This window comes from Roseofilum reptotaenium CS-1145 (assembly GCF_028330985.1).
Taxonomy (GTDB): Bacteria; Cyanobacteriota; Cyanobacteriia; order Cyanobacteriales; family Desertifilaceae; genus Roseofilum; species Roseofilum reptotaenium.
The window spans coordinates 1-13,536 of the sequence record NZ_JAQMUE010000113.1; the positions used below are offsets into that span (position 1 = coordinate 1).

Annotated in this window: 11 protein-coding genes; 3 read left to right on the forward strand and 8 right to left on the reverse strand. The window is 44.3% G+C overall.

The window, feature by feature from the left end:
* Positions 1–502 precede the first annotated feature (502 nt).
* The 3 genes from PN466_RS25455 to PN466_RS25465 all read right to left on the reverse strand — a co-directional run bounded on the left by PN466_RS25455 (position 503) and on the right by PN466_RS25465 (position 4,984).
* A complete protein-coding gene (locus PN466_RS25455) occupies positions 503–1,033 on the reverse strand; it encodes a hypothetical protein (RefSeq protein WP_271945442.1) in 531 nt (176 codons plus the stop codon).
* 14 nt (positions 1,034–1,047) lie between these two features.
* Positions 1,048–3,816 (reverse strand): valine--tRNA ligase, encoded by a 2,769-nt coding sequence (locus PN466_RS25460; protein WP_271945443.1) that lies wholly within the window; start codon positions 3,814–3,816, stop codon positions 1,048–1,050.
* 163 nt (positions 3,817–3,979) lie between these two features.
* A complete protein-coding gene (locus tag PN466_RS25465; RefSeq protein WP_271945445.1) occupies positions 3,980–4,984 on the reverse strand; it encodes a phosphoribulokinase in 1,005 nt (334 codons plus the stop codon).
* A 615-nt stretch (positions 4,985–5,599) separates the two neighbouring features.
* Between PN466_RS25465 and petH the strand changes: the two genes are divergently transcribed.
* Positions 5,600–6,769: a ferredoxin--NADP reductase gene (gene petH / locus PN466_RS25470; protein ID WP_271945460.1), complete on the forward strand. Its 1,170-nt coding sequence runs from the start codon at positions 5,600–5,602 to the stop codon at positions 6,767–6,769.
* 128 nt (positions 6,770–6,897) lie between these two features.
* Here petH and PN466_RS25475 read toward each other — a convergent pair whose 3' ends face one another.
* The 3 genes from PN466_RS25475 to PN466_RS25485 all read right to left on the reverse strand — a co-directional run bounded on the left by PN466_RS25475 (position 6,898) and on the right by PN466_RS25485 (position 8,581).
* A complete protein-coding gene (locus PN466_RS25475) occupies positions 6,898–7,362 on the reverse strand; it encodes a gas vesicle protein K (RefSeq protein WP_271945447.1) in 465 nt (154 codons plus the stop codon).
* Positions 7,363–7,386: 24 nt separating this feature from the next.
* Positions 7,387–7,533 carry a hypothetical protein gene (locus PN466_RS25480; RefSeq protein ID WP_271945449.1) on the reverse strand — a complete coding sequence of 49 codons (147 nt, stop codon included), beginning with the start codon at positions 7,531–7,533 and terminating at the stop codon, positions 7,387–7,389.
* Positions 7,534–7,594: 61 nt separating this feature from the next.
* Positions 7,595–8,581, reverse strand: coding sequence for a DNA-methyltransferase (locus PN466_RS25485; RefSeq protein ID WP_271945451.1), 987 nt, complete (start codon positions 8,579–8,581; stop codon positions 7,595–7,597).
* Between the two features lie 218 nt (positions 8,582–8,799).
* Here PN466_RS25485 and PN466_RS25490 point away from each other — a divergent pair, with 218 nt between their 5' ends.
* Complete coding sequence (locus PN466_RS25490; protein ID WP_271945453.1) at positions 8,800–9,363, forward strand: retropepsin-like aspartic protease family protein; 564 nt, start codon at positions 8,800–8,802, stop codon at positions 9,361–9,363.
* 76 nt (positions 9,364–9,439) lie between these two features.
* On the opposite strand, the gene PN466_RS25495 is transcribed toward PN466_RS25490, so the two are convergent.
* On the reverse strand, positions 9,440–9,943 hold the full coding sequence (locus PN466_RS25495; protein ID WP_271945454.1) for a hypothetical protein: 504 nt from the start codon (positions 9,941–9,943) through the stop codon (positions 9,440–9,442).
* 423 nt (positions 9,944–10,366) lie between these two features.
* Here PN466_RS25495 and PN466_RS25500 point away from each other — a divergent pair, with 423 nt between their 5' ends.
* Complete coding sequence (locus PN466_RS25500) at positions 10,367–12,544, forward strand: CHASE2 domain-containing protein (RefSeq protein ID WP_271945456.1); 2,178 nt, start codon at positions 10,367–10,369, stop codon at positions 12,542–12,544.
* A 161-nt stretch (positions 12,545–12,705) separates the two neighbouring features.
* Here PN466_RS25500 and PN466_RS25505 read toward each other — a convergent pair.
* Positions 12,706–13,536, reverse strand: an 831-nt coding sequence (locus tag PN466_RS25505; protein ID WP_271945458.1) for a transposase, incomplete at its 5' end; no start/stop codon positions are given.

The following is a 13,536-nucleotide window of genomic DNA, read 5'->3' on the forward strand; positions in this document are numbered from 1 at the left end:
TCGATCAGCTAGAAGAAGTGTTGTACCAGCGCTGCCAAACCTTATTGAAACAGCCAGAATTAATTGGAGGGTTAACCGATTTTTACGGGTGGAGTGAACTCACTGCTATATCACAACTTATTCAACGGACTTGATATGACATGATACTTTGAGTAGTCCTTTTTCATTTTTCTACCCCATAGTCCTTACCTACAGAGATTTACCCTAAATTTTTAGGGTAAATTCTCATCTCACACACCTATTTAGACCAAGCAGTACGCACAAGACTTGCATCGAGTAATACCCTTTCCCATGAAGCTGCGCTTCATGGGAAAGGGTATTACAATAAAAAGTGATGGCTCCATGATTGACGTCTATTCCTATAGATAAAATCCCCTCTTTTTGAAAAAACGTGGGCTTTTTTTATCTCATTAATTGCTCGAAAGAGCAATTAATAGAGGTGTCCTTAATTATTATTCATTGTTACTTGCTGAAGATACTAGTGATCGCTTTCCTCTCCCTCTTAAAGCTGTTGGAGCTTGGTTTCGAGGTCTTGTTTTTCCTCTTGAAGCTGCTTAAGCTGGGTTTCTAGATATTGCTTTTCCTCTTCTAAGTAATTTTTTTCCTTATTCAGTTTTTCCTCAACAATTTGTAATTGGGCATGTCGTGCTTCGACTTCGAGTTTTCCACGGGCGACTTCCTGACTTTGCAGGGTCAGATCTTGCCGCCATTGTTCAGCCCTCTCCATTTCCCCTTGCAAAAACTCTGGCGTAATTCCTGCACTCAAATACTGTTCAACCAACTTGAGGACCCAATCCTTCGCCTCAGCAATACTAAGAATTTCGCGGTTTTCGGTCACCTCAAGTAACACAAGCTGGTTCTGAGTCCAATTATCGCTCTCGCTATAAGGAATCAGGTCTTCCTCAGCGGCCAGTTTCCAGGTGGTTTCGGACTCCTGAGCTGCTAAAACCTGTAAACCGACTTTGCCTAACAATTGCTCTTTTTGTACCTGGGCTAGATATAACATGGCCGTTGATTGTTCAGTGTAAGTCATGGACGCGATCGCCCTTAATCTGAGAGAGACTTGAGACGATCGCGCAGGATTTGAGCCTGGATCTGCAATTGCTCTAACGTATCTCTAGCCCCTTGAACGACATCTTGAGGCGCTTTGTTGACAAATCCAGGATTCCCCAAACGCTTTTGGAGAACTTGGCTTTCTTTTTCAATCTTACCCAAATCTTTCTCAACTTTAGCGCGTAGCGCTCCAATATCGACAACTCCAGCGAGGGGAATTAAGACTTGTACGGTTCCGGTTACTCCCACAATGGTTTGCTTCATTGGCTCGTCTAAGGTAGCGCACACTTTTGGGGCTTCGGTTTTGGCGATCATCTGGATCAGGGATGAGCCTTGGGTTAAGATCTCTTGCTCGGTTGAGTTTTCCGTTTGCAGGATGACTCGAATTTGGACACCCGGCTTAATTTCGGCGATCGCCCGTAGGTTCCGAATGGTGCGAATGGTGTCAATCAGTTGGGCAAATTGGGCTTCTAAATCAGCGTCGATCAGCGCTTCATCCGCTTCTGGATACTTTTGTCGGGCTAAGGATGTGCCCTCACTTTGGGTTAGGGTTTGCCAAATTTCTTCGGTGATGTGGGGCATAAAGGGATGCAGAAGCTTTAAGATCCCATCTAGGACTAGGGCTAAGACTTGTTGCGCGACTAACCGGGATGCGTTCACTGAGCGAAGTCGAAGTGCAGACACATCTCCCTCCTTGTCCTTTTGCCATAATCGAGTTTTGACCAGTTCGATATACCAGTCGCAGAAGTCGTTCCAAATCAGTTCATAGATGCCTTTGGCCGCTTCTCCTAAGCCATACTGGTTGAGATCATTGCGAGTTTGGGCAGCGACTTGATAGTAGCGCGATAGTATCCAGCGATCGCTCTCTTCTAAATCCTCAACGGCTACCACTCCCAAATCCGCAGGAGTTTTGCCCTCCAAATTCATCATCACAAACCGGGCGGCATTCCACAGCTTATTGGCAAAGTTGCGAGACGCTTGCACGGATGCTGACTCATCAGTTTTGCGATCGTATTCTAAGCGAATATCTTGCCCTGCACCCGCCACTTCCCGAATCAAGGTATAGCGCAGGGCATCTGTTCCATATTTTTCGATGAGCACTAAGGGATCGATACCATTTCCGGCTGTTTTTGACATTTTCTTGCCATTTTCGTCCAGGACCAAACCATGGATATAAACGGTTTGGAAGGGCATTTTTCCGGTGAAATGACCTGCCATCATCGTCATCCGCGCCACCCAGAAGAAAATAATGTCAAAGCCGGTTACTAAAGTCGTAGTGGGATAATAGCGCTTGAAATCGGCAGTTTCCTCCGGCCATCCCATGGTAGAAAAGGGCCAGAGTCCAGAGGAAAACCAGGTATCGAGAACATCGGGATCTTGAACCAGTTGCACGCTTTCCCCATATTCGGTTTTGGCTTGAGCTAAGGCTTCCGCTTCATTCGCCGCTACGATAAAGGGAGTTGCATCGGTAATTTCTCCCTCGGTTTCGCTCACCACATACCAAGCGGGAATTTGATGACCCCACCACAATTGTCGAGAAATACACCAATCTTTCAGTTTCACTAACCAATCCCGATAGACTTTTTCCCAACGCTGGGGGACAAACACCGGCTGATTCTGGTTATCGAGGAACTCTAGCGCTCTATCGGCTAAGGGACGAATATTAACAAACCATTGAGTAGAAATAAGGGGTTCAACAGGGACTTTACCGCGATCGCTATAAGGAACCGTCGTTTTATAATTCTCCACCTTCACCAAACAGCCCTCTGCTTCCAGGCGCTTCACCACCGCCTTCCGCGCTTCAAATCGGTCTAGTCCCTCAAACTCTCCAGCATTCTCATTCAAACTACCATTCTTGTGCATGATATTAATCAGGGGCAGATGATGACGTTTGCCCATTTCAAAATCATTGGGGTCATGAGCTGGCGTTATTTTTACACAACCCGTCCCAAATTCAGCATCCACATATTCATCACCAATCACAGGAATCTCTCGCCCCACCAAAGGCAACCGGAGCGTCTTGCCAATTAAATCTTTATACCGTTCATCCTGGGGATTTACTGCTACTGCCGTATCCCCCAACATCGTTTCCGGACGAGTCGTTGCCACTTCCACAAATCCCTCACCGTCTGTTAGTGGATACCGGAAATACCATAAGTGAGCATCAACTTCTTTTTTCTCCACCTCTACATCAGACACCGCAGACTCGGAAGCGGGACACCAATTTACCATATAGTTGCCCCGATAAATCAAACCTTCCTCATAAAGCTGCTTAAAAGCTGCAATCACCGCCTTCGATAACCCTTCATCCATCGTAAACCGCTCCCGCGACCAATCCACGGAAACCCCCAAGCGGCGCAGTTGATTAACAATCGCGCCTCCGGACTCCTCTTTCCACTGCCATGCCTTTTCTAGAAACGCTTCCCGACCAACATCGTAGCGATTTCTACCTTCACTGGCGAGTTGTTTTTCTAAAATTGTCTGTACGGCAATACTGGCATGATCGGTTCCTGGCAACCATAACGCATTCTCTCCCAGCATCCGATGGTAGCGAACCAATGTATCAATCAAGGCACTTTCAAAGGCATGACCCATATGCAGGCTACCCGTTACATTCGGCGGTGGAATCACTACACAAAACGGATCTCCACCCTCATTCGGATCGGCCTTAAATGTTTCGTTCTCTTCCCAATACTGTTGCCATTTGGCTTCAGCACTCAAGGGATCGTATTGAGTCGGGTTACTAGAAGAAGGTGCGCTCATGAGTTGCAGAATCGATTGAAAATTAGGGAACGGTAAAACAATCCACCGTTTTTGAATTGGAATTGCGAGAGCCAGACCAAAAGACTCTCGCAGCTCCTTTCTGGCTCTAGTTTACAGGAGAACCAACCCTCAAGGTGTTGTCCACAGGTGGTGACATTGCTGCCTAAACACTTGCTGGGACTTTGACTGGTGTTTGGGTTAACTGCTCGTAAATGGCTCGCATTTTCAATCCAGTTAGCACTTGGAACAGTCCTGTACCATTGGTTGAACCTGGATAATCAGGATGTTGCCGTAACAAATGAGTTAATTCCCCATATTCTTGTGTTGAAGTGTTGCTCAAATGACCTTCGATATAGATGAGTTCCTCTAAATTATCAAACTGGCCATCGACTTCCAGGATAGAAACTTCATGGCCATAGTAAGCATCTGGCCCATAATGCATTTTAATGCCGGGATAGGAGCAGGTTAACTTGCGTCCACAGGGAATCCAATCAATGGTTGAGCCTTCGTCAAACAGGTAGACGGGGTCACGACCGGCAACTCCATAGCGTTGAATCATCCGTACCCGTAAAATCTTACGGTCTTTGTCGTCTTGAATCAGTTGGGTTGGCAATACCTGAATCACCACATCTGCATGAGCTTTTTGGGGATCGATATAAGCCATGAAGTCTGGCCGACGAGCATTAATAGCAAAGAGTACATCTTCATAGCGATGGCCTCTCTCTGCCATATCCCGCTGGATTTTCCAGGCAATTTTGACTTCATCACTGATGTCAAGATAAACACTAAAATCCAGGAGTTCCCTTACCCGTTCGTCATACATTGGATGCAGTCCTTCTAGGACGACAATGGATTTGGGATGGATGGTTTCAGGGGGATCGATTTCCCCAGTAGTATGGTTGTAAATGGGTTTTTCTATGGATTCACCGTTTTTAAGCGCTTTGGCTTGCTCATACATTAAGTCAAAGTTGTTAGCTTTGGGGTTGAGCGCGGTAATCCCAGTTTCTTTACGTTGTTTACGGTCTAAAGAATGGTAGTCATCCAGACAAATTACGGTTATGAGATCTTCTCCAAATAAGTCAGTTAAGCGACGTAAGAAGGTTGATTTCCCACAACCGGAGTCTCCGGCTACACCAACTAAAACCACGCGATCCGGTTTACTCGTCATAGATTTCCTCTGTCAATCAATGGGTTCACTAAAGTTAGTTTTGGTTTATCACGAATGGAGTTAAACTAGCGTTGAGGGCAACCCATTAAAACCGCCCTTCATTTAAACCCTGGAGGGCGCTTGCTCCCTAAATAGCAGCCTCACTCTCTCTGGTTGGGAACAACTCAAGCTAGAGTTCAGCTCAGGTTTCCATTTTCAATATTCTGGAGGGAATTCTACCAGAATGGGATCATCCCCACAAGGCAAGTTTAGAGATTTGAGGGTTGTCCTCAATACCTATGCTACGGTGAATGGGGTCTTTAAGAAAACCTAATCCCAATTATTCCCTCTGAAAAGGGGCGCTTTTCGATAAAATAGTGGAATTGTCCCTCGCTTGCCTTGTGTGAGAGAGTGGAGGTGAGACTCCTGATAAAGGGTTTTAGAGTATATAGGGCGATCGCCTCATTGAGTCTGGATTAGATCTTACTCTTCAACTGTTGCTTGCAGAGTAGGATTGACCAGTGAGAATGGCTCGCTTACCGTACGTCTAGTCGCTTTGTCATCACTCTCGCCCACAGGACTTGGTAATGTTTCGGCAATTGGCCGATGTAAATGGGGAAAGGAGAAAATCAAGGAATGTATAAATCGAGTTTAACGGGTACAACCAATAGCAACCGTCTGTTTCGGTTTGAAGTGGTTGGTCTTAACCCAGGTAGTACTGGAAATATGAACGGTTCAGTTCGTTACAGTGGTAGCATCTTCATTACTGTGCCTTACAGCCGTATGAATCAGGAAATGAAGCGTATTTCTCGTCTAGGGGGCAAAATTGTCAAGATTGAGCCGCTTAATGGTGAGAATGCCCCATCGAGTACACCTTCAGGATCGAGTTCAGCTCCCCAAGGTAAGGTTCACAAGAAATCTGAAGATCAAAAGATTCCGATCAATATTTACCGCCCTAAAACTCCTTACGTTGGGAAATGTCTCAGTAATGAAAAATTGGTGGCTGAAGGCGGATTAGGGATGGTCCAACATTTGACGTTCGATCTGTCCCAAGGAGACCTGAAATATGTGGAAGGCCAAAGTATTGGTATTATTCCTCCCGGAGATGATGCCAATGGTAAGCCTCATAAATTACGGTTGTATTCGATCGCCTCTACTCGTCATGGAGATGATGAAGAGGATAAGACAGTTTCTCTGTGTGTTAGACAGCTTGAATATAAACAGCCAGAAACGGGAGAAACGGTTTATGGCGTTTGCTCGACTTACCTATGCAATCTTGAAGCCGGTGCAGATGTGGCTATCACTGGACCGGTGGGTAAGGAAATGCTCTTACCGGATGATGAGGAATCCACGGTTATTATGATGGGAACCGGAACTGGAATTGCTCCTTTCCGTGCTTATCTGTGGCGCATGTTTAAGGAACAGCATGAAGATTATAAGTTCCGGGGATTCGCTTGGTTGTTCTTTGGTATTCCTTATAGTCAAAATATTCTCTATCGGGAAGAGTTGGAGAAAATGCAGCAGGAATTTCCTGATAATTTCCGCCTAACTTATGCTATTAGCCGGGAACAGAAAAATCCCGAAGGTGGTAAAATGTATATTCAAGACCGGATTAAGGAAAATGCAGATGAGCTGTGGGAATTAGTTCAAAAACCGAATACCCATATCTATATGTGCGGTCTCAAAGGTATGGAACCGGGTATTGATGAAGGGATGTCTGTAGCTGCCGGAAAGTTTGGTGTTAACTGGGATGAGTACCGGAAACAACTGAAAAAAGAACATCGTTGGCATGTGGAAACTTACTAAAACTGACTAAGTTCTGCGATCTCTAGAAAGTAGGGGAGTCCTCTAGGGGGTTCCCCTATTTCTATAAGGACTGAGTACGGAATAGCGAGATATGGAGATCTGGAGACACGCGGAAAATTCCCTATTCCCTATTCCCTATTCCCTGTCTGATCGTCGATGGGTTTGGAGGTAAGAATTAAGCGGAGTTTGGCATGGATAAGGTTAAGTTGTGCGAGACCAAGATCCACATCACCTTGAACGACAATGCCGGTATGCAGGAGCCGGTCTAAGAGTTCTAGAATGGAGGTGCGATCGCTATTTTCACCTGGATAATATCCTTGTTTGGGCAATAGGGAGCCAATTTCCCCTAAATCAATGTTTAAGTCAGCCGGATCGATGTCAAAGATTTCGCATAAGTTGATAATCTGTTCTTCTAGACGCTGTAAACTTTCAGCCGCTCGATCTAATTCCTCTTCGCTTAGGCTACCCGAATCCATGCGCCGAATGACTTGAGCTTCCATCAGTTGGCGAATGAGTTCAACAACAGTGAGCAGTAAAGGTGCAAGTCCTGCGTCAGGGGAATGATCGGAAGAGGGAACCAGGGAAGAAGTCATGGAGGATTGAGTCGTACTGAAACCTTAGTTTACCTTACGACCTTTGACCTGTTGATTCCAATACTGCTTCTGGTAGTGTAAATATTGATTATGCCACTCCTGGAAGCGGCGATCGCCATCCCGAACCAACATTTTGCGATAGTCTTCTGAAGAAATATACTTGCTAGTCATAATAGTGAGTTCAGTAACTGACTACTGTTGTAACACTTTTAAGAGTCAAGTTACACTCTTGTCACGGTTCTATCGTACTGTTTACAGGACTTCTTACTTCTTTCTCCGTTCCCTTTCTCTGGCACTTTAAAGTATTTCTCTCCCAAAATACCCCATCTGTATATCCTTGAATCGATGCATCCTGCTCTGCTAATTGAAGTCGCTTTAATGCCCAACAACAATAGTCTTGATTTAATTCAATCCCCGCAAAGTTACGTTTGAGCTTTTTGGCCACCACGGCTGAAGTCCCACTCCCGAGAAATGGATCGAGTACCATATCATTGGGATTTGAACTTGCTAGAATCAGTTTAGCCATCAATTTTTCCGGTTTCTGTGTGGGATGATCGGTGTTTTCAGGCATTGACCAAAAGGGAATGCTAATATCTGTCCAAAGATTGGAAGGATGCGTTAATCTGAAGTGGCCATCTTCTTCTTCACTCCAGTCTTTGGGCTGACCATTTTTATGCCGATAGGGCGCAATCACTTTTCGTTTTTGCTTGACTAAATCTAGGTTAAATGTATACCGATCGGAAACGGTACAAAACCAAATATCTTCGGTGTTATTCTTCCAATTGGTTTTTGCCCCTCGTCCTTTTTCTCTCTCCCAGGTAATGCGATTGCGAAGATAAAATTCTTGCTCTAGGATAGGGGCAATTAATATCGAGGTTTTCCAGTCAGAGCAGACATAAAGAGTTGCTGTCGGCTTGAGGATGGGCTTGAGGATCTTGAGGACAGAACTGAACCAATCTTGATAGTCTCCTTGTTTTTTCTCGTTAAATGAATAGCCATGATAGTTTTTGGAAAGATTATAAGGGGGGTCTAGAACTAAAAGATCGACAAAGTTTTTGGGTAGATATTCACCAGCGATAAATAGATCTTGATGAATAACTTTGTCTTTTATCCGATCAATTGCTATCTGATGATCGAGAGAGAGCAAAGACTGACTGAATAGGGATAGCTCTTGCTCCGAGCATGTAAGTGTTCGATTGCGAGGGGCACGATTTTTCACGATCAAAATCTCAAAAAGACGAAGTACATGCAAGTATCTATTATAGGGTAGTGGATGTATGACACTTCTCTGTTCTCTAGAGTATAGCTTGAAGCCTTAGACCCTAAGCAATAGAGGCTATTCCTTATTCCCTATTCCCTCGCGCCAAGCGCTATATGGCAGTGGACAGAAAGGAATGGGTAAACTAGAGAGTAGGTCCGATCAGTCGCTAAAAATTTATGAACAAACATCTATGGAGTAAGAGTTTGGGTATGACGGTTGCCCTGGGGATAGGTTTCATAGTCGGTGGAGCAGAAAGCGCGATCGCCCAAGAAGTGCAAGGATGTTTTATGGTAACCTCTTCTGGACAATCGATTCCCTTAAGTGGCGTGTGTGAGGGGACTTCTGCTCCCCGTTCTCGTCCTGCGACTCCAGGAGTATTTCAAGCCCAAATTAAGCGCCGTTTGGGGGGAATTCCGGTGATTGAGGTGACCTTTAATGATCGCCACTCCTTTGAGATGATTGTGGATACGGGAGCCAGTGGTACTCTAATTACTCAGGAGATGGCGCAGAAACTGCAAATCGAGCCGGTTGATTCTGTCACCAGTACGATCGCAGACGGTTCTAGGGTGACCTTTCCCTTGGGTTATGTGAAGTCAATGGCTGTCCATGGAGCTGTTGTCAGGGATATTCCGGTGGCGATCGCCCCTCGGATGGCGATCGGTTTACTCGGCCATGATTTCTTTGGCAACTACGACGTACAAATTAAGCAAAATGTGGTTGAATTTCGACCTCGTTCTTAATGGGATGAGGGGATAGGGATCGGGAGACACACAGACGTGGCGACACAGAGATTCCCTATTCCCACTTCCCTAATCCCTATTCATGTTCCATCCAACGCAAATCAAGATCGTCCTCGTGCAGATGTTGCATGGGGAACCAAGGGGTATCGATTTGTTCTAACAGCCAACCTTCCCAGTCAGAAAGGCGATATTTAAGAACCGTGGGATCGGGACGGACTTCAAGCTTCTGTTTCCATCCTTCATGAATTTCCGTATGCCAATCCACTGTTAACAGTCGGATTTTAAGCTGTTTAATCGTAGTCATGATTTCCGAAAATCCATAGGTTTCGGCGGTATTTTCTACGCCGTCTCCCTGTCCACTGGCAGTTCCCCATTCGTTGATCAAGGCAACCAGTTGTCCGATAGAGCCAGGTTCCCGGAAAACGGCAATAAAGGTATAACGAGTGATGGAGTGGTCTTGTTTCTTAATTCTAAAGAGTTTGATTAAATGGGGGCGGTAGTCAAACAAGAGCCGGATAATAACATTAACCCCCATGGTTGAACCGGCTGCACTCGCTGGAATCACTCTAATTGCGGTCACGTTTCCCTCCTAAGATTTAGTTTAATAAGTGAGTTGTTTAAGTTGACTTAGCTATCGATTGGTCTAAAGATGAGGTTTGGGGAACCTCTATATCCGTCTGGATCCGGTTTGTACACAAGGGTCTCTAGAGGAGCTAATCCCACCAGAGCTGAATGCAAACACGATTCTAACTTTAGCTGCACCAACTTGCAATCAATCGTTGTTGGCTCTAGAAGGCGATAAATATACCGCATACGGACATGAACAGTCATCATCGCTAGCGCGATAGTGCTACAGATCGCTGGTGCGATCGCCACTGAATTATCTTGCCTTAATTGTAAATTTTTGTAAAGTTTGCATAAAATTATGCCTTCAAATCTGAGAACCCTATAGAGGGGATCTGTGTATGCCCCTTTAATTTCCTGTAATTTAGGACAAGGAAAGGTGAGATCAGACAGTCCGGAGGTAACAGACGTGGCGAAACTGGTGGTTTTAGAACTTGAAGGCAGTTTGAGTGAGGACGGCTTTCGAGTGCGGCTACAAATGGGGGAAGAAGGAAAACGCCCCGATCTAGACATATCAGGATACTTACCGTCTGAACCCGATCTAGCGCAGTTGGTACAAAGCCATTGGATAGACAAGTATCGCCCTTTAGGACTCCTCAATACAAGGGGGTTAAAGCCAAAAGCCATCAAATACGATGGAGTGATCAGTCCGCTGAAAGCCTGTGAAGAATCAGGTACTCAAGTGTGCGATCGCCTGAATCAATGGCTCTGCTCCCCTGATTTCCGGGACATCGACCTTCAGATCCGAGAGGAACTCAACTATAGCGATCCCATTCGCTTTATTCTGCGCACCACATGCAATGATTTGCAAAAGCTGCCTTGGCACAGTTGGAATCTCTTCTCCAGATACAAGAGTGCAGAAATCTCTTTCAGCGATCCTGAGTTTAGACGATCCGATCCCCTGAACTCCACTCCACCGGGAAAAGTCAGAATTTTAGCTATTTTAGGACATAGAGAAGGCATTGACACCGAAAAAGACTGCCAAATCCTCAACTCACTTCCCCACGCAAATGTCACCTTTCTTATCGAACCGAAACGATCCGAAATCAACGACCAATTATGGGAACAACCCTGGGATATCCTCTTCTTTGCTGGACACAGTGAAACCGATGGCGAAACGGGCAAAATTTATATTAACCCCAACCAATATTTAACCGTCGATCAAATCTGGTTTGGTCTACGAAAATCCGTCGCACAAGGCTTAAAACTTGCCATTTTCAACTCCTGTGATGGCTTAGGGTTAGCCCGCAGATTGGATGATGTACAGATTCCCCAAATGATTGTCATGCGCGACTATGTTCCCGATCAAGTCGCCCAGAAATTCCTCAAGTCATTTTTGCTTAATTTTTCCCAAGGATACTCGTTTGAAGTTGCAGTCCGACAAGCCAGAGAAAAGCTACAAGGACTAGAAGATCAAATTCCTTGCGCAACTTGGTTACCCGTCATTTGGCAGCATCCTGACTACATCTCCCCCACCTGGGATGATTTAGTCGGACAAGCACTTCCCTCTTCTTTGTCTTGGCAAAAAGCCTTAAAAATCACCCTATGCCTCTCCATAGCAGTAACTACCCTGGTGATGGGGGTACGGTCTTCGGGCTTCTTGGAACCGATGGAACTGAGAGCATTCGATCAATTAATGCGATCGCGCCCTGTAGAACAACCCGATCCTCGTCTTCTCATCGTGGGAGTTACTGAAGAGGATATAGAATTATACGATCATCCTTTACCCGATCGCACGTTAGCAGAGATTATAGATAAGCTAGACGCTCATCAACCGGCAGCGATCGGCTTAAATATTTATCGAGATAAACCTGTTCCAGTAAACTCTGCCGATCAAACCATGAATCAGCATTTTCGACAGAATAAAAAATTAGTGAGTATATGCAAATTTGAGTACAATAACGATCCGAATACCAGTATTGAACCACCCGATCATAGTCCACAAAAGCAAGTAGGATTTGTTAATTTATGGACCGATCAACACAATCCATATACTTCAGGGATGATCCGCCGATATACGTTGTCTCAAACGGATCATATGATCCCTCCTTTTTATCACTGTAAAACTCCTTATTCCTTAGCTTTTCAATTGGCTTGGAAATATCTGAGTTCTAATGGAGTAGTTGTTCAAGCTAATTCACAAGAAGATTGGCAATTCGGTCAAAAAGTTTTTACGAGTCTAAAGCGGGGTCGTCCCGGATATTACCAATCCGATTTACCGAGTGAACAAATCCTAATTAATTATCGCTCAACACCCACTCGTGAAATTGCTCAACGAATTAGTGCGGACGATGTTCTAAACAACAATTTTGAACCCAGTTGGATTAAAGATAAAATTATTTTAATTGGTATGACGGCTGAAAGTGTTCGCGATCCTCAACATACACCACTAGGCATTATGCGAGGATTAGACATTCATGCTCATGTAACAAGCCAAATTATTAGTTCTGTTCTGGATGATCGACCTTTATTTTGGTCACTGACCTGGTGGCAAGATGCTTTTTTTGTTTGGATTTGGTCAATGGTAGGAGCGATAACGACATTAGACATCTCCTAAAACCATTAAAACCTTTGAGCATAAGGTTTTTATCCCATCATCAACTCGGAAGCTCCCAATGCAACTTTAACGAATTTATAGGACTTTAAGCTATTTCACAATAGCCACTTTCAAAAAACATAGGATAATTTTTTCGACATTGCAGCCGTTCACTTGTTTTTTTATATATCTAGAATTAATGCTCCTATTCTGCCTCTTACTAATCCACACACGACTCTGATTATTTTTTCGTAACTTTGCCGCCAGAGTCGAAATCTTTCTCCTACTATCCTAAACTTTTTTAGCTGTCTAATCAGATGTTCTACAAAAATTCTCTCTCTGGCTTTTCGGCGGTTTTCTTCTTTTTCCTCTTCCTTTAGGACTTTCCCCTTTGGCTTTTTGTGGGGGATTTCGATTCTCTCTTCTCCTTGGTACGCTTTATCTCCTCTATATCTCTGGTTCTTACCCAATCTGATTTCTTGTTCTCTCCATAAATTTAAGTCACTTCTTACCTTCTCTAAACTCACTTTTATATCAATAATTTCTGTCCCTTTAGCTGTACTAATTATCGAAGTTTTTACGGTATGAGCTTTTTTCTTACCCGAATACAACTTTTTTTGTTCGCCTGGGTCTGATGGACGCTCAATCAATTGTTCCGTTGTATCTACCAATAGTTCCATCTCCTCTAATATTTCTTTAACCCACTCTTTTTCTCCTTTTTTTTTTAATTGTTCCATCAGGGAAGGCGGTAGAAGTTCTTCTAATATTTCTATCCATTCATGAAAGATTTTATGGGCGGTAGATTCACTCACTCCAAATTGAATTCCTAAAATTTGAAAGGTTGGGAAATTATGCAGATAGAAAAGAGTTAAAATAATCTGCTCTTCTAACCTAAGTTTAGCTTCCCTACCTCCTCCCGCTTTTATGAGTCTAGGTTTTTCTTTTTTCTTTTCCTGATATTTCTGTTTTCCTATCTGAGTTAAACTCTCCAGTTGCTCGGCATTAATCCCTAA